This is a genomic window from Bacteroidales bacterium (assembly GCA_035647615.1).
Taxonomy (GTDB): Bacteria; Bacteroidota; Bacteroidia; order Bacteroidales; family 4484-276; genus SABY01.
Genome location: DASRND010000036.1, coordinates 262,851 through 281,556, shown reverse-complemented (window position 1 = coordinate 281,556; position 18,706 = coordinate 262,851). Strand labels below are relative to the sequence as shown.

The window sequence follows — 18,706 nt, the reverse complement described above, 5'->3', positions numbered from 1 at the left end:
GGTGTTTGTCCATTCCTGCTATTATTAGCTTTAAAAGCGTTCTTATTAGAATTTTTCTTTTTTTTAAATTATGCTATTTTTGGTTCGTTGCAATTTGATAAGATGTGGGAATGAAAAGGTAGTTGGGGAAAGATAAATTGCACAAAGGTCACCTTAAAATTCGTACAACTATTTAATCAGAAGCTTTTTTTTAGCGGGCGGTGTTAGGTACAAAATATTAAAAAACCTTAAAGTAACTGCGCTTGGTGCGCTTTTGATTATGTTTGTCGTCCAAAACTCAACTTGAATTACTGTTTAATGTCTACCTTTGCTTTTTTGTTAAGATTATTTAAAACGGATAAAAAAAAGGTGGCTGCATGTGTAGTCTGCGTTTTATAGTATATTTGTTTCGTGAATTTAGTATCATTTTAATTATTATAGAATTTAATAATCAATTCAATTTTCTTCATTAAACCTTAAAAAAGGAGGATTACATGTATTTAAAAGTTTACAAATTAAAATTTCTACTTGCCTCGTTGCTGCTGCTGCCTTTTCTGGCTATGACACAACCTGCAGGATGGGAGGTAACGGAAACTCCGTTAACTCATGTTATCATTATCCCCGATGGACTAAATCTATCCCTCGAAGTTTACAGTGTACAAGATGGCGATTTCATTGGCGTCTTTTACGATCACGGTGATGGGCTGGTTTGTGGTGGATATGTGGAGATAGGCGCAGGGGCAGACAACAACTTTGCTGCCTACGGGGAATTCCCGCTAATCACCCCCCCTCTTCCGGGTTTCTCTGACGGAGAACCTTTTTACTGGCGCTGGTACGACACTGATGCCAGTGTAGAACGTATCGTTATCCCTATCTTCGAATTAGGTGGTAATGTATGGAACGAAGGAGCTTCAGTACTTGAAAGCTTCGAAAACACATTTGGTGTTCAGGCTCATGCCTATCCCATTTTGTTATGCGACGGTCCCGGTGATGTTACGCTCTTTGCGGATACCTATACACAGCCGGTTAAAGATCTTATCTGGGAATGGTTCATTGGAACTACCCCGATTGGCTATACCCAGGAGTTGGTTTGGCCCGTAACCGAAACTACTACTTTTATCGTTAAGGCTTCAGCTACAGACAGCCCATATGAGGCTGAATCGGAAATAACCGTCACTTTTAGTGGCGTTTTTGCTGGTAACTATAATGGCGGTGAAGATCCCGATCCTATCGTACTGAATTTGGCTACGGCTTCTCCTGATGTGATCGGATATAGCTGGGTCACCAATGGAACCGGTACTTTCGATAATGTCAATTTACTCAATGCTACCTACACCCCCAGCCTTGCTGATATTAACAGCGGAAGTGTTACATTAACCTTAAGTGGCGTTTCGCTGGCATGTGGAGCTGTATCAGATGATGCAACCATTACATTTGTTGAAATGGTTACACTGGATATGCCCGAAATTATATTTACATGTGTTCATGATGGAGTAGCTGACCCGTTTGATTTTGATGGCTTAATAACTGCTACAAATTATGATCCCGACGTAATTCAATGGACAGCTATCAACTCAGCAGGTGGTTATTTTGAACCTAATGAGAATGTACTGGAACCTGTCTTTTTTTCCGGTGTACCTGATGTTGGTTCTTTCGATGTAAATGGTGAACCTAACCAACTTTTATTGACTCTTACCGCGCTCCCTCCTGCTATTGGTGATGCTGATGGTATTGCAAACCTTTATTATGTACGTCCTCCGGTTGTTGATGCAGGTGATCCTTATGGCTTCTGCATTGATCCTGCTGTAACAAGCTTTACCTTCGATGGAGCAAGTGTCGAATTTGACGACAATCCATCTCTGGGTCCGGTAATGTACGCTATTAATAATACTATCCTTTGGACAACTGATGGTGGTGGCTACTTTGCTGATGCTACCGTGGAACATCCAACCTATTTCTATGGTGGTGATGATCTGTTGGGTGGTGTTATCAACTTTACCGTTACCGCTGAAACCGATGTGACTTGTGGTCCGGTTAGCTCAAGCACGACTCTTACGGTTCAGGCTGCACCAAGCATCAACATTATTCCAGAGACCTACACAATTTGTGAAGGTGATTTTATGGACTTTACCGATCTGGTTGAAGGTGCCAATTACGAATCACTCCAATGGTACACTACCAATGGTTTAGGTAATTACTCCGACGAAAACGTTTTGGAACCCATTTATTATCCCAGCCCACTTGATATTTTGAATTTTGCTGAAACAGGTGAATGCACCGAATTATGGGTTGCTGCTGAGGCCATTGATCCTTGTATAGGTTCTGACGAAGATATGATGTTGCTTTGCTTTGCATTGATGCCCGTAGTTGTTTTCGAAAAGGATGACACCATATGTTCCAACGAAACTTATACTACCAGTCCTACTGTTACAAATTCAGATGGTCCATACATGTGGACACATACCGGTGAAGGTCATTTTGAGGATTCTACGATGCTCAACGCTACTTACGTGGCTGTTCCGGCTGATTCCGATACTGAAATCACCCTTACCCTCACCGCTGGAGCTATTGATCCTTGCACCGGTTTTGGCGAAGGTTCGATGCAACTCACCATATTGTGCGCACCCTACGTTGACGCAGGTCCAGATATGCTCGTTTGTGAAACTGAAAACCCGGAGCTAACCGGCATAGTAGATTGTGTATCCGATCATATGTGGGCTACTACCGGCGACGGTTTCTTCTGCTGCCCGCAGGATCTGACTACCACTTACTATCCTGGCCCTAATGATATTGAAGATTGCGTTACCCTGGTACTAATTGGATATCCGCTTGAGCCTTGCGAATTGTACGAACTCGACAAAGTCGTGGTTTGTTTCGAAAAAGCTCCTGTGGTTTACGCAGGACCTGACCAGACCGTTTGTGAAGGTGAGCTCGTGTATCTCGATGATGCTTTTGAAGAGCACACTTGTGGCCTGCAATGGGTTACCTTTGATGGTTCCGGAACATTTAGTGATGAAACAATCGTAAATCCAACTTATCAGCCTTCATTCCAGGATTTCGTCAGCGGAACAGTACACCTTATATTAATAGGTGCTCCCTGCGATCCCTGCTCGGTACCCGCTATGGACACCATGGCTCTCACCATTCAGCCTCTTCCTGTTATTGAAATTGGTGATGATGAAGTTACTATTTGTGAAGATGCCACCTACACTTCTATTGCCTCCATTACAAATTACTCCGGTCTGCTTTGGACTACCTCTGGTGATGGTACATTTGATGATGACACTTTCCTATATGCCACTTACACTCCCGGTTCTGGCGATATTGCCAACGGAGCTGTAATTATTACCCTCACCGCCGAAGCTGTAGAGCCTTGCCTTGCATCTGCCTCTGCAGATATTCTGATCAATATTCAGTTGCTGCCGACTGTAAATATTATTCCTGAGCGTGACACTATTTGTTACGAACAGTTTTACGACTTTACTGGCTTGGTAGTAGGAGATAACTATGCTGCAATCCAATGGTTTACTACCAACGGTGTTGGACAATTTAATAATGAAAACATTCTCGAGCCAATTTACTATCCGAGTCCGCTGGATTATGTCACAGGATGTGTCAAACTTTACATTCTCGTAGCACCGATCAATCCTCCTTGTTTAGGTGATGGTGCTATGGACAGCTTGATCTTGTGCTTCCAGGCTCCTGTAAATATTGAAATTGGTGGAGAAGCCATGATTTGTGAAGATTCATTCTACACCCCCGAAGAGTATCTCCTCGAAAATGCATGTGGTATTTTATGGACTACCGACGGTGATGGTGAATTTGATGATGCCACTATTCAATACACTAAATACACACCTGGTGAGGAAGACCTTGAAGCTGGTTTTGTTGAATTGCACGTAACAGGTATCGGCTGCTCAACTTGTGAAGATTTTACTGCCGATGTTTGGGTTGGAATTCAGTTGAACCCGATTGCTAATGCTGGCCCCGACGGTGTTGTTTGCGAACATCTCTGTCTGCCTCCATGGACTAGCGGACAATATCAATTGGCTGGCGTTGTTGACAATGCAAGTGGCCAATTATGGACAACAGTAGGTGACGGTGCTTTTGACGATGCTACCTTGCTCAATGCTGTCTATACCATTGGTGATACCGACATTGAAAATGGCTCAGTAGAGCTTTGCCTCACAGCCGAACCGATAGATCCTTGTACTATTGCTGATATTGATTGCATGACACTGGACATCCAGTACTTCCCGATTGCAAATGCTGGTCCCGATCAGTCGATTTGCGAAGGTGAAACAGCTCAGATGGATGGTTCAAGCCAATATTCTGACGGTGTATTCTGGGATTTCGCATTCATGGGTGAAGGCGACGGTACCTGGAACAACCAGCTTATCGAAGACCCGATTTACACTCCTGGTCCTGAAGATATCGAATTAGGATATGTTGAACTGATTATGGTTGCTTTCCCAATGAGCCCATGTACGTATCCCGCTGTTGATATTATGAAACTTACCATTATTCAGCAGCCTGAGGCTAATGCTGGTGATGACGACATTATCTGTGCAGGCGAGACTTACACGTTGCTGGATGCTTGGGTCGAAAACGCTACGGGTGGTGTCGAATGGACAACTAACGGAACCGGTGAATTTGACGACATTAATCTGCTGAATGCTACTTACACACCAAGTGAAGCTGATATTCTTGCAGGTAGTGTTGAATTGTGCCTCTGGGCTTTCGACAACTCTGCATGCCTGGGTGAATACAAAGATTGCATGAATCTTACGATTCTGCCACCCCCGACTGCTAATGCAGGACCCGATGCAACAATTTGCGAAACTGATGTATTTACCACCGCTCCTGAAGTTGCTAATTATAGTGGCGTATTGTGGACTACTGAAGGGACAGGCTCATTTGGAGATGCTACTTCACCTATAACTACATACATGCCGAGTGAAGCCGATATTCTTGAAGGAAGTGTTGAGCTTTGTATCGAAGTTTACTCGGTTGAACCTTGTCAAATCACTGCTACTGACTGTATGACCCTTACCATTCAGCTTTCACCTGTTATTGAACCGATGGAAGACATGACGGTTTGTGAAACAGCAGCTCCATATTGTTTCGAAGCTACTGCTGAAAATTACTCCTCATTGGAGTGGACAAGCGCAGGCACCGGAACATTTGATGAGGCATGCTACACTCCAAGTGCAGAAGATATCCTTGAAGGAAGTGTTGAGATTTGCCTGACTGCTCAGCCAATTGATCCTTGCACAGTTGCAGCTACCGAATGCTTCACCCTTACTATTCAGCTTGGCCCTGAAGTTTTTGCCGGTGATGATGCAAACATCTGTGAAGGTTCGACTTATACTTTTGCTGATGCTACTGCTGCCAACTACAGCTCGCTGGAATGGACAGGCGGATTGGGTACTTTCGACGATCCTACCGCTCTTAATCCTACCTATACTCCTGATGTAACCGAATACGGCACAACTGTAACTCTTCAGCTTGAAGCTTTAGCTATCGAACCTCCTTGCACAGAGTCTGCTTTCAGCACTGTGAACCTTACCATTCAGCTTGGTGCCAGTGTAGTTTCTGGTGTTGAGGATGCAACAATTTGCGAAACCGACACCTATACCGCTAACCCTGTTGTTGAAAATTACAGCAGCGTATTGTGGACAACTACCGGTACCGGTTTATTTGATGATGCTACTCTGCTTACGGCTACTTACACGCCAAGTGCATCCGACATCGAGGAAGGAAGTGTTGTACTTTGTATCAAAGCTTTCTCAGTTGAGCCATGTCTCTACGCTGATTCAGCCTGTATGACCCTTACCATCCAGCTTTCTCCTGTTGTTGAACCAATGGAAGATGCTACTATTTGCGAATCCGATGTGCTGTCAATCGTTGCTGTTGCATCAAATTACAGCAGTCTGTTATGGACAACTGACGGTGATGGTGAATTCAACTTTATTGATGTAGAAGATGTAGAATACACACCAGGCGCTGAGGATATTCTTGCAGGTTCTGTTGAACTTTGCCTGACTGCTCAGCCAATTGATCCTTGCACAGTTGCAGCTACCGAATGCTTGAACCTTACTATTAATCTAGGTCCTGCTGTATATGCTGGTGCTGATGCTACCATTTGCGAAGAAGCCTATACTTTTGCTGACGCTACTGCTGAGCGCTACAGCTCACTGCTGTGGACTGTTGCTGGTCAGGGTACTTTCGACGATGCTACAATGCTCAATACCACCTACACATCTGCTGAAGGTGAATTTGGTGAGATAATGTTTGTGCTTACAGCACAGGCTATCGCGCCTTGTGAGATGCCAGTATCGGATACTGTTTATGTAACAATTCAGCAAGGTCCTGTTGTAGACGCAGGTGCTGATGCTGCTATTTGTCAAGGTAATGATTACCAGCTCAATGGTTCGTCTGAATATGTAAGTTCAGTATTATGGAGTGGCGGTACAGGAACATTTGACGATGCTACTCAACTCAACGCTACCTATACTCCTGGTGTTGGTGAAATTGGAGCAGTGAATCTTACGCTTACCGGTATTGCAATTTTACCATGCACTGGTGAAGTCACAGATGTAATGGTACTCACTATTCAGGGATTGCCTATAGTTAATGCCGGTGAAGACCAAACCGTTTGCGAAACTGAGGAAACAATCGATGTTGAAGGTGAAGCTCTCTATGCAACCACTATTTTGTGGACCACTAACGGTGCAGGATTCTTCGATGACGAGAACAGTCTGGAAACAGCCTATAATGTAAGTGAACTGGACATTAGTCAAGAAACAATTACCTTGTATCTGACAGCAGATCAACAATACCCATGTCAGGGCACTGTTACTGATTCCATCATCATTACCTTCGAATTAAGCCCTCAAATTACTGGGCTGGTGAATGCTTCCATTTGCGAAGGCGATGGTGAATATCAATTCACAGGTGTTGAAGTTGCTCACCAAAGCTCAATACTTTGGACTACCGATGGTAACGGTACTTTTAGCGATGCCACGATTCTCAATCCTATCTACTACCTGGGTGCTGCTGATGGTGACGAGGTTATTCTTACACTGACAGCTCAGCCAACAGGTATATGTGAAGCGGTTTCTATGTCGATGACCTTGACCATCGTTGCCGATCCGACCATTGAACTTGCTCCAGAAATGGAACTTACCTGCGCTGACTATGACTTTGATCTTGAACAATGGCTCCCCATTGATCTGGAACCCATCGTGGCCAACGCATCAAGTGTACTTTGGGAAACTTCAGGAGATGGTTTCTTTACCGATGCTACTTCAGCCCTTACCCAATACAACATTGGATCTATGGTTGACAAATGGAATGGTTCTGTAACACTCACACTTACTGCCCACGGCGATGATAACTGTGGCGTTGTTGCTGAGGCAAGCATTACCATCCTTATCCCGCAACAAATCATCAACATTCCTGCAGGAACTACTTGGAGAGGTATTTCATCGTATGTTGATAAATCAACTACCTCTGTACCTGATGTGATGCAGCCTGTTGTTGTTGTTCCCGGCTCACAGAGTCTGGTAATTATGGTCAACACCGCTGGTAAACACTACTGGCCGGTGCCTGTACCACCTATCAATCAGTTAGGTCTGTGGCAGCCCATTGGTTACAAAGCCAAATTCAAAGCTGAAGGATGTCTGCCAATTTATGGTGATGTACCTTACGACACCGTAGCTCACAACTTTGCTGTCTCCGGCTCATTTAGTTATGTACCATGTCTTACCAACTATCCGGTTTTAATTACCGATCTGTTTGTAGGTCACTTTGATCCGGTGTTAAAGGTTTCTGACGAAATCCTGCTTATCTATAGCTGGGACGAAGCTGCTCTTTGGATTCCTGCTGAACCATTTGCTAGTCCGCTGCAGTTTATCAAGCCAGGCAATGCTTACCTGTTGGTGAACAAACCTGGTGCTAACTACTCCGTGACATTCCCGGACTTCGACTTCAATGCATCTATAGTTGCTAATGCTGTTGTTCCTCCGGCTGCTACCGACAATGGTGCTCCCTGGAATATCGCTGTTAATACTTCACAGCCGCACTTTATACTGTTTGCTGACGAAGTGATTGGCAAAATGCAGGCTGACGACGTATTGGGTGCCTTCGACCAGAACGACGAATGCGTTGGTGCTACCACAATCAACACAAGGGAAGCAATAATAAAGCTCCTTGCTATGGGCGACGATCCTATGACTGATGTTATTGACGGTTACCTAGATGGCGAGAACATGATGTTCAAACTGTATCGTTCTTCAACAGGCGAAACATTTGATGTAACCTTCATGTACGATGCTAACTATCCGAGCTACAACAACAAATTTGAAACTTATGGTGTGTCCAGAGTGGTTGATATGACCATGACACTCACCACACTAGACGAATTGGTTGTTGATCGCAGCATTAACGTTTATCCGAACCCTGCCAATGAAGTAATCAACATTGCTTCTGATTACGACATGAGAAGCGTTACACTGGTCAACTATGTTGGTCAGACCGTATTCTCACAGGTTGTTGAAGGCAATGATTTCCAGATCAACGTTTCCACGTTTGTCAAAGGAATGTACTTCGTACGCATCGAAACTACTCAGGGTAATGTTATTACAAAACCCATTGCAGTCCAATAATCATTAAATTGAATAATTAAGAAAAGGCCAGCCATCCGGTTGGCCTTTTTTTTTGTAAAAATTTGTTACATTCGCCAAAAGCATATCCGGAAGTTGTACTTTTACAATTTCAAATATTAAAATGCTGACTGCAATGAAAAAAATACACTTTTTTAAGTTCCTTTTCCTTCTCCTCCTCGCAGTAAACCAGCTCGTAATTGCCCAGGGTTTGCCACCGGGATGGGAATACAATTCGTCACTCTCTACCTTCATCATTGCCGTTCCGGTTTCGGCCCAACCTAATATCAATGGTGTGCTGCTCAATCCCGGCGATTACATCGGAGTTTTTTATCTCGACGACCAGGGCGAGTTTGCCTGCGGAGGCGCTACGCCATGGCTGGGAAATCAGAACACGGGGATTATTGCCTTTGGTGATGATCCCTTTTCGCCGGAGAAAGATGGATTTGCTAACAATGAATTAGTTAATTATAAAATTTACTCATGGTCGGTGCAGCGTGAATACGATGCAGTAGCGATATGCAACCCCAACCCCAACATGGTTCCATGCGATCATTTTGTGGCCAATGGTCTTTCGGGAGTAGATTCGTTATATGCCAATGGGTTTTTTATTGCTGCCCAGGCCGACCCAGAAGAGATTTGTGCCGGCAGTCAGGTGCAGCTCCTCGTGGAGCCAAGCGGCGGATCGGGAAGCCATACCTTTTTATGGACTTCGGTGCCGCCGGGGTTTTCTTCCACCCTGCCCAATCCCGTTGCTTTTCCTGAGGTGGATACAGAGTATTTGGTTATCGTTACCGATGGATCGGATAATCTTACGACCTCATTAAATGTCGAAGTAGCGCCGGCGCCTATAGCCAATGCAGGCAGCAACATTACTATTTGCGAAAATGCTTCTGTACAGCTAAATGGCCAGCAATCGAATGGTTCGTCACATTTGTGGTCGACATCCGGCGATGGTACCTTTAACAATGCGTCCGCGCTTGATGCAATGTACTTTCCGGGCGTGCAGGATATTGCCGGAGGCAGCGCGCAGCTTACGCTCACTGTGCAGGCAACCGCTCCATGCACCGGGTCTGCAATCTCCTCGCTGATGGTTTCGGTGGTTAGTATGCCCGTAGTAGATGCTGGCATGGATGTGACCAGATGCGAAGATCAAAACGTAAATATTTTGGCTACCATTCTCAATGGCGTTACCTCTTTGTGGAGCACCAGCGGCGACGGAACTTTCCAGGCACCATCGCAGCCGCAAACTATTTACAACCCCGGCCCGGCGGATATCAGCGCCGGTGGAGCCACATTAACAATTTCAGTAAATGCCATCGCTCCCTGCACCGGCGCGGCGCAGGATGCATTGGAATTAACCCTGGCGCCATTGCCCGTTGTCGATGCCGGCCAAAACCTGCTCATCTGCGAAACGGAAACGGCGCTCCTTAGCGGAAATGCTCAATACCAGTCCTCCGTCGAATGGCTCACTGCCGGCGATGGTTCTTTTGATGACCCTACAAATATACAAACACAATATTTCCCTGGTGCCCAGGACGTCAGCAGTGGCTCCGTCACGTTATCATTGGTTTGTCAGCCGGTAGCGCCTTGTACCACTGCTCTCCAGGATGATCTTCTGCTCAATATTCAAAATACTCCTGTGGTTGCGGCAGGTGGCGATGCCGTTATTTGTGAAAATTCCACCCTGCAGCTTTCGGGCAGCGTAAGCAATTTCGATGAAGTATTGTGGAGCACCACCGGCGACGGCACCTTCGATGATGCCGGAAGCTTAAATACACTTTATCATCCCGGAAATAACGATATTGTTGCCGGTCAGGCAACTATTACGCTCACCGCCCAGCCGGAATTTCCATGCACCTTATCGGTATCTGACGATATGCTGCTAAGCATTGTTTATACTCCAACAGCCGACGCCGGCATGGACGCCACCATAGAGAAAGCGGATACCCACCAGCTCGATGGTTCCGCCTCGAATTATTCGCTTACTATCTGGAGTAGTTCCGGCGATGGCATCTTCGACAACTTCGAAAATCTCGATGCTGTGTACACTCCCGGCATAGCAGATATTGGCAACGCAGGAGCTGTGCTGAGTCTTACTGCTTTTCCGCTTACACCTTGTGTTGTAAATGCGGTGGATGAAATGATCCTTAGCATCGACACTACCGTCGGAATCAGAGATTGGTTCGATCCATCACGTTTTACGATTTTCCCAAATCCGTCCGACGGATTGTTTTATCTCTCTTTGCCCGATGATGCTTCATCCAAACCATCTTTTGTTGTAGAAGTTTTTGATGCGTTGGGGCAACTGGTTTTGCGTGCAGATGGGCTGGCGATAAAATCTATCAGCGCCAATTCGCTAATCATCGATCTGCGAAAGCAAAAAACCGGAGTTTACTTTCTAAAGGTGAGCCAGGGTAATTATATTTTTAATAAAAAAATGTTGATAAAAAAACAGGAATGAAGCGTTTTACTTCAGAAAAATAGTTACTATTGTCGCTACAAAGTCAGTAGTGACGTGACCTTAATTAAAAAACGTTAAAAACAGTGTATGATTTTGAATAATAGTCATACATTTGTTTGCACTTATCGGAAAATTTACAAACCTAAGCGAATACAAATCATTAAAAAAGGAGGATTACATGTTATTAAAAGTTTACAAATCAAGAGTATGGCTCATACTCTTTATGCTATTGCCGTTTGTAGGCAGTGCTCAGCTTCCGGGATCGCCCTGGAACTTTACCAACCATCCCAATTCGGCCGTTTACGTGATTCCCACTACGGTAGCTTACAACGGTGGTTTGAATGCTCTTTCTGCCGGTGACTGGGTGGGAGCTTTCTACATGAACGACGGCGTGTTGGAGTGTGGTGGTGCCTACCAATGGACCGGAACCGCCAATATCACCGTCGTGGCCTTTGGCAATGACACGCTCGTAGCCCCTATCAAAAATGGTTTTTATGAGGGCGAAACGGTACACTGGAAATTTTATCGCACTGCTACGACCACCGAGGTAGAGGTTCTCTCAACTCCGGAATATTCCTGGACGAACGGTGCCTTAGGTGAAGTAACTAAATTCTCTGCTGCAACGCCACCGGTGGTTTGCCAGGATATCAACCTGGTTACAGGCACCAGATTAATATCATCCTACATTCAACCGGATGATCTTAATTTTAAAAATGTTATGCAGGGAGTTCTCGGTAATTTAAGCATTGCAAAAAACTCTGCAGGTTTGTCACTTCGAAAAATCGCTAATAACTGGGTCAATGGCATCGGGAATTGGGTTGTAACGGAAGGGTATTCTGTTAGGATGAATTCTCCGGCTTTACTTGAAATATGCGGAGACCAAGTGCCTTACGATACCCCCATCCCAGTAAGTGGGACAAAATTAGTTGCGTATTTACATAACAGTCCAATGAATGCTCTAACCGCATTCAATAATATTTTACCAAATTTAAGCATCGTTAAGAATTCGACAGGTTTGTCACTTCGGAAGATCGCGAATAATTGGATCAATAGTATTGGGAATCTTTCTCCTGGACAAGGATATTCCGTGCGAATGAATGCTCCGGATATTTTGGTTTATCCAGCTCTTGACAATTTGCCTTCTATGGGAAAACAACCAGAAACTATGAGTCGTGATGGTCATTTTGTATGGCCAGGTGGGGATGTAATGGACAATACTTGGTCACTTTATATTGACTTTGCAACTCTAAATGGAGTTTCTTTGCAGGCAGGAGATGAGATTGCTGTTTTGGATGGTGATAAAATTGTTGGTGTTCGGATTTTGACAGGTGTACCTGCACCTGGAACTTATAGTGAGGAATTACCTACATTTAAAACCTTAGGTGATGGCAATCCTGGTTATGTGCCAGGTCATCCAATTTCGATAAAGGTTTGGTCGGTAGCAAATCAAATAGAAGCATCAGAATTTGAGATTTCGTTTATTGACCCAGGCGATGCATGGATGGAGCCATTTTTCCCCGTTCAAAATGATGAATATAGTGTTGTTACATTATTATTTACGACGGAACAAGCTTACGTGCCTACATTCAATATTTATCAGGATGGATCATTGTTAACATCTAATGTTGAAGGAAATACCTATCTGGTAGAAGGTTTGACTAATGGAACTGAATATTGCTACACCGTAACCCAAAATCTGGAAGGTGGTGATGAGTCATGCCATTCCAATGGACTTTGTGCAACTCCTATTGGAGGCTGCCAGGACGTTGTTATCAACAACTTCCCCACTGAGCATGCAGATCTTTGCGCTGGTACAGAGTTATCATATGACTTTAGTGGTGTTGAAGTTCTCAATGCTGCCACAGTTACCTGGTCAGTCGATCCGGTTGCAGCCGGAACTTTCACAGGAGTTATTTTCACTCTGGATACAGATTATGTAGGTGTTGTTACCATTACCGTATTTGGTGAAGCTACGCCTCCATGCGCCGATTCTACCGCAAGCCTTTCATTTGAAGTGTTCGCACTTCCCGTTGTAACATGTCCGGAGTTTGATGCTGTTTGTTCTGGTAGCGATGTGATTGATTTCGCAGCAGTACCGGGTGGCGTTTACACCGATATTGAAGGTGTGGAAGTAACCGAATTCGATCCTATTGAAGCCGGAACTTTCGTCTTTACCCTCACAGTTATTGATGGAAACAATTGCTCCGCATTCTGTGATTTCGACATTGTTGTTCTGCAATCTGCTGTAGTTTATGCCGGTGCTGATGCAACCATCGAAGAAGGCGAAACATACACCATTGCTGATGCTACCGTTCTTAACACTACAATAATCCTTTGGTCCACCAATGGTGATGGTACATTTGATGACGTTACAATCGCCAATACTACCTATACGCCGGGATCGAGTGATATTGCTGCTGGTCAAGTTACCCTTACGCTCCAAGGCGGTGGCGTTTGCCCCGATACAGATAGCATGGTTTTGACTATTGGCGAGAATCCTTGCCCGAATCCACCTGTTGCTAATGCCGGCCCGGATATGGAAGTTTGTCAAGATGGTGAAGCAGTTCAGCTTAATGGTTCTGCCGAATATTACTCTAGTGTTACATGGACTACTGTAATGGCATCTGGTGTATTTAGCGATGAATACATCCTGAATCCTATCTATACTCCTGGCGAAATGGATTATTTACTGGGCTCTGTAGAAGTAATCCTACTTGTTAACGGTCTTCCTGGCTGCGATACAGCAGTTCAAGACACCATGATTATTACATTTAACGAGTTGCCCGAAGTTACACTGGCAGCTTACGCACCGGTTTGCGCAGGCATTGAAGAATTTGCTCTTTATGGTGGTTTACCAGAAGGTGGTATTTATTACGTTGATGGCGTTGAAACATTAGTGTTTGATCCGGCAGTAGCTGGTGAATACGTAGTGAAGTACACCTACACCGACGATAATGGCTGTAGCAATTTCGCAACGGGTACGATCCTGGTTAACGAACTGCCCGAAGTTACTTTGGCAGCTTATGCTCCGGTTTGCGAAGGCGAAGAAGCATTCGATCTTTATGGCGGTATGCCCGTAGGTGGAACTTACTTTGTAGATGGTGTTGAAGCATTAACTTTTAACCCCGCAGTAGCTGGCCTATACGAACTGATGTACACTTACACCGGCGAAAACGGCTGTAGTAACTCTGCTGTGGGTACGATCCTTGTTAATGCCCTTCCAATTGTGGAATGCCCGGTTATCGAGCCTGTTTGTGCTGGTAGCGAAATGATTGCTTTTGAAGCAGTCGAAGGTGGCGTTTACACCAATGCAGCCGGTGATCCCGTTATCGGATTCAATCCTATAGATGACGGAACATTCGTCTTTACCCTCACCGTTACCGGTGCAAATGGTTGTGTTGGTACATGCGATTTCAATATTGTCGTTAATCCATTGCCCGTTGTTGAATGCCCGGAATTTGAAGATGTTTGTTCTGGTAGCGAAATGATTGATTTTGCAGTAGTAGAAGGTGGCGTTTACACCAACGAAGCCGGTGACATCGTTATAGGATTTAATCCCGAAGATGTCGGTGTTTATGAATTTACACTCACGGTTACTGAGAACGGATGCGAAGGTTTCTGCACGTTCGAAATCACTGTTCTTCAATCTGCTGTAGTTTATGCCGGTGCTGATGCATTCATCGAAGAAGGCGAAACATACACCATTTCTGATGCTACAGCATCTTATGCCATAGCACTCCTTTGGAGCACAGACGGTGACGGTACTTTTGATGATACTACTATTATCGATCCTACCTATACCCCGGGCTCGAATGATATTGCTGCTAAACAGGTTACGCTCTCTCTCTTCGGCGATGGCGATTGCCCCGATACAGATACAATGGTGCTGACTATTGGCGAGAATCCTTGCCCGAATCCTCCTGTTGTTAATGCCGGAGAGGATATGGAAGTATGTGCTGATGGCGAACCAATTGAACTCAATGCCTCTAGCGAATTTTGTACTAGTTACCAATGGTTCACTCCAGACGGACTTGGTTCATTTAGCGAAGAAAATATCTTGAATCCTACCTATACTCCTAGCCCACTTGACTATGCGGCTGGTTCAGTAGAGCTATGTGTAATGGCTGAGGGTCTCTCTGGCTGCAACGCCGTTACTGATTGCATGACCATTACATTCAACCCACTGCCCGAAGTTACGCTGGCAGCTTATGCACCTGTTTGCGAAGGTGAAGAAGAATTCGATCTTTATGGCGGTATGCCCGTAGGTGGAACCTACTTTGTAGACGATGTTGAAGCATTGACCTTTAACCCCGCAGTAGCTGGCCTTTACGACCTGATGTATACTTACACCGACGATAACGGCTGTAGCAATTCAGCAATGGGTAGTATTCTTGTTAATCCGTTGCCAGTTGTTGAATGCCCTGTTTTTGCTCCTGTTTGCGAAGGCATCGAAATGATTGTCTTTGACGAAATAGAAGGTGGTGTTTACACCAACGAAGATGGTGCTGTTGTTGCAGGATTTAATCCTATAACAGCCGGAGAATATGAATTTACACTCACCGTTACCAATGAGTTTGGCTGCTCAGCATTCTGCACGTTCGGGATTGAAGTTCTTCCGCTCCCAACTATTACTACACAGCCTGTGGATGTTGAAGTTCAAATCGGACAGCCATTCGAGCTTATCGTAGAAGCAGTAAACGCAACCGGATATCAGTGGTATTTTAATGGTGCTATTATTCCAGATGCTACTGATGCTGCCTACACCGTTGCAAGTGCACTGGGTGCAGATGCCGGAACTTATTATGTGATTGTTTCTGGCGATTGCGGTGATGTTACGTCAGTAGAAGTTACTGTTACCATTGCTGCCATTACCCCTGAAACTCAGGTTATCAACTTCTATGGTCCTGTAAACGGTATGTCAACCTATCTCGAACTGATAAATCCCGATATGTCCAACATCTTTGCTGATGTAATGGACGATCTATACTATGTTGAGATGAAGAACCCCTCGAAAATCTGGACACCGCTCAATACATCGTTTGATTTTAATGAAAGCAATGGAGCAAAAGTTGCTCTGTATGGCGGATATCCCTCTTCTATCGAAGTTGCAGGTTACGCGCGCACTGACAATACCGTTAACTTGCCTATGGGTGGTTCATATATGCCCATTTACTCACGCACTGCAGTAAGTGCTGCTGATGTATTCGGGCCATTGGGTGCTTCACTCTATGCCGTTTACAGTATGGATTATTCAGGTATTTACTGGCCAGCTTTTAATATTTACACTCTGCAAAACCTGATTCCGGGAAGTGCTTATAATGTTGTAATGACTGCTCCTGGTGTTGCTAATTTCGATGTTCCTATCGTTTTAACAGCGGTAGCCGGATACACCAATGTTCCTGCAAACCTTACAAGCTGGAATGACATGGTTCTCACCGCTACACAGCACAACATCGCAATTACTGCTGCTGCTTTGTCAGGACTGCAAATTGGTGACGTTATCGGTGCTTTCAACGAATATGGCCAGATGGCCGGTATGGTAGAAGTTACCAGTCTGATAGATAACCTGGTGCTGAGAGCATTTGGCGACAACCCTGCTACCGAAGCTGTAGAAGGCTTTGTAGAAGGCGACATGATTACCTTCAAAATCTGGCGCAACGGCGTTGAAATTTCTGCTGAAGCAACTTTCGCAGCTAACTTGCCCAACCAGAATGTATTTGCAAAAGATGGTATTTCTGCTGTCGAAGGCCTGAAAGCCGGTGTTACCGCTATCAACGACCTGAGCACTGAACTTACCGCTAACCTCTATCCTAATCCTGCTACCGACCTGGTGAATATCAACACCAACTTTGTGATCAGCAACATTAAAGTGATCAACTATGTAGGACAGGTGATCTTCGAAAATAATCCTTCACAGGAAGATTTCCAGATCAATACTTCAAACCTCGTTTCGGGAATGTACTTTGTACAGATCGAAAGCAACGAAGGTTATGTAATTACCAAAAGACTTACTATTAAGTAAGTGGTTTAATTGGTGAAATTTAGGGGCTTCTCCATAAGGGAAGCCCCTTTTTTTATGTTTTTATGGGTTAATTTTCTATCATAATAATTCTAATTTTGCCCATTACAATCAGATGCTTTGCACAAATGCCTAAATATTTTATCACTATTCTATTGATTATGTCGCTTCCGGGCTTGCATGTGCAGGAATCATGGCTAAAAATGATGCAGCATCGCGATAGTTTGATGGCGCAAATAGACACGGCTTCCGGAGCGATTGCCGGTAAAAATATGGCCGAGTTCCGATTCGAAAATCTGCAGCTCCGCAGGGTCGTTTTCTTTGACACTTTGCTTTTGCAGGAGATCGTAAAAGTGATTCCTCCGGACACACTCATTCCGGGCCTCACGGCACAAAACGATATGCTTCATCGTCAAAAGCTGGATTTACAACAAGTGCTAAGCAATAGCGAAGAGCAGCATCTTCTCACCCGCCGTTATTTGAACATGCTTTTGATTGTTTCGTTTATTCTGTTGATTGTTGCTATTTGGGTTTTAGCGCTTTGGATGCGTCAACGAAGTAAAGTGATGAAACTGGAGGAAGCCAACGGCAAGTTTTATACTGATTTGCATGCTTTGCGGTCGGAGATAGAAAAACATCAGGAGACGCAAAAGCAATTGGCCACAGCCATCAATAAAAGTAAAAGCCGGCATGCTGATGAACTTAAGGCGCTGGAGCGCGAAAAAGAACAAGTAGCCGAGGAGGTTTTGATGCTCCAAAACCAGTTGGCAGCTGTAAAAAATGCTTATGATGCCGAGGTTGTAAAACGTGAGGAAATGATGCTTCAGATTGAAAACACATCGCCCGCTGCCGGAGGAAATGTTGATGCTTTGCGCAGAGAGATTGTGCAACTTCGGGAAGAGAAAAACGTTTTAAAAACAAAATATGAAAATGAGATAGCCACTCGTCTGTCGTTCGAAAAAGATGTCAGCAATCTCCTTGAAAAAATAAAAATAAATTTCGGATAGTGGAATTTAATATTCAACTTTAAAACTGATCAACCATGAAAAACCTACTTTTTATTGCAGTTATGCTTTTTAGTGTTGTCGGCTTTTCGCAACAAAACAATCAGATCGTCAAAGACGCACAGAGTGGTAAGGATATTCTTATCGGGCAATGCGATCGGCAAGCTTTAACGAATCCCACTTTTGCGGATGCCTACAACAAGGGCTACAACAGCTATGCTCCTGACCAGGAAGTCGTTAAAAAATTGAAAAAGGAAAAGAAAAATGTACAGGTAGTTGTGGTGATGGGGAGTTGGTGCAGCGATAGTAAAACACAAGTGCCGCATCTTTACAAAATCATGGATGAGGCCGGTATCAAAGACTCTGATGTTCGCCTTATCTCTGTCGATCGTGAGAAAACAGGTGGAGATGTGGATGTTTCAGCTTATGACATTCAGCGTGTGCCAACTTTTATTTTTTATAAAGATGGTCGGGAAATAGGTCGCATCGTGGAATCTCCTTCCACTTCTGCACTCGAAAAAGACCTTTTGCTCATATTCTCTCTCGGTTCTTAATCATTAAAATTGCCTGGTGA

General features: G+C 44.5%; 5 protein-coding genes. All 5 read left to right on the top strand.

The features are described 5' to 3' along the window. Positions 1 to 473: 473 nt before the first annotated feature. Positions 474 to 8,648, top strand: a complete 8,175-nt coding sequence (locus tag VFC92_13240) for a T9SS type A sorting domain-containing protein (GenBank protein HZK09146.1) — start codon at positions 474 to 476, stop codon at positions 8,646 to 8,648. Positions 8,649 to 8,781: 133 nt separating this feature from the next. Then, positions 8,782 to 11,109 carry a T9SS type A sorting domain-containing protein gene (locus tag VFC92_13235; protein ID HZK09145.1) on the top strand — a complete coding sequence of 776 codons (2,328 nt, stop codon included), beginning with the start codon at positions 8,782 to 8,784 and terminating at the stop codon, positions 11,107 to 11,109. 112 nt (positions 11,110 to 11,221) lie between these two features. Beyond that, positions 11,222 to 17,131, top strand: a complete 5,910-nt coding sequence (locus tag VFC92_13230; GenBank protein HZK09144.1) for a T9SS type A sorting domain-containing protein — start codon at positions 11,222 to 11,224, stop codon at positions 17,129 to 17,131. Between the two features lie 125 nt (positions 17,132 to 17,256). Continuing rightward, positions 17,257 to 18,135 (top strand): hypothetical protein, encoded by an 879-nt coding sequence (locus VFC92_13225; GenBank protein HZK09143.1) that lies wholly within the window; start codon positions 17,257 to 17,259, stop codon positions 18,133 to 18,135. 35 nt (positions 18,136 to 18,170) lie between these two features. Continuing rightward, on the top strand, positions 18,171 to 18,686 hold the full coding sequence (locus tag VFC92_13220) for a thioredoxin family protein (protein HZK09142.1): 516 nt from the start codon (positions 18,171 to 18,173) through the stop codon (positions 18,684 to 18,686). The last annotated feature ends 20 nt before the right edge of the window (positions 18,687 to 18,706 follow it).

Bases quoted from the DNA above. Each gene is read 5' to 3' on its own strand.
- VFC92_13235 (HZK09145.1), top strand. From the start codon at position 8,782: ATGAAAAAAATACACTTTTTTAAGTTCCTTTTCCTTCTCCTCCTCGCA.
- VFC92_13220 (HZK09142.1), top strand. From the start codon at position 18,171: ATGAAAAACCTACTTTTTATTGCAGTTATGCTTTTTAGTGTTGTCGGC.
- VFC92_13225 (HZK09143.1), top strand. From the start codon at position 17,257: ATGCCTAAATATTTTATCACTATTCTATTGATTATGTCGCTTCCGGGC.
- VFC92_13240 (HZK09146.1), top strand. From the start codon at position 474: ATGTATTTAAAAGTTTACAAATTAAAATTTCTACTTGCCTCGTTGCTG.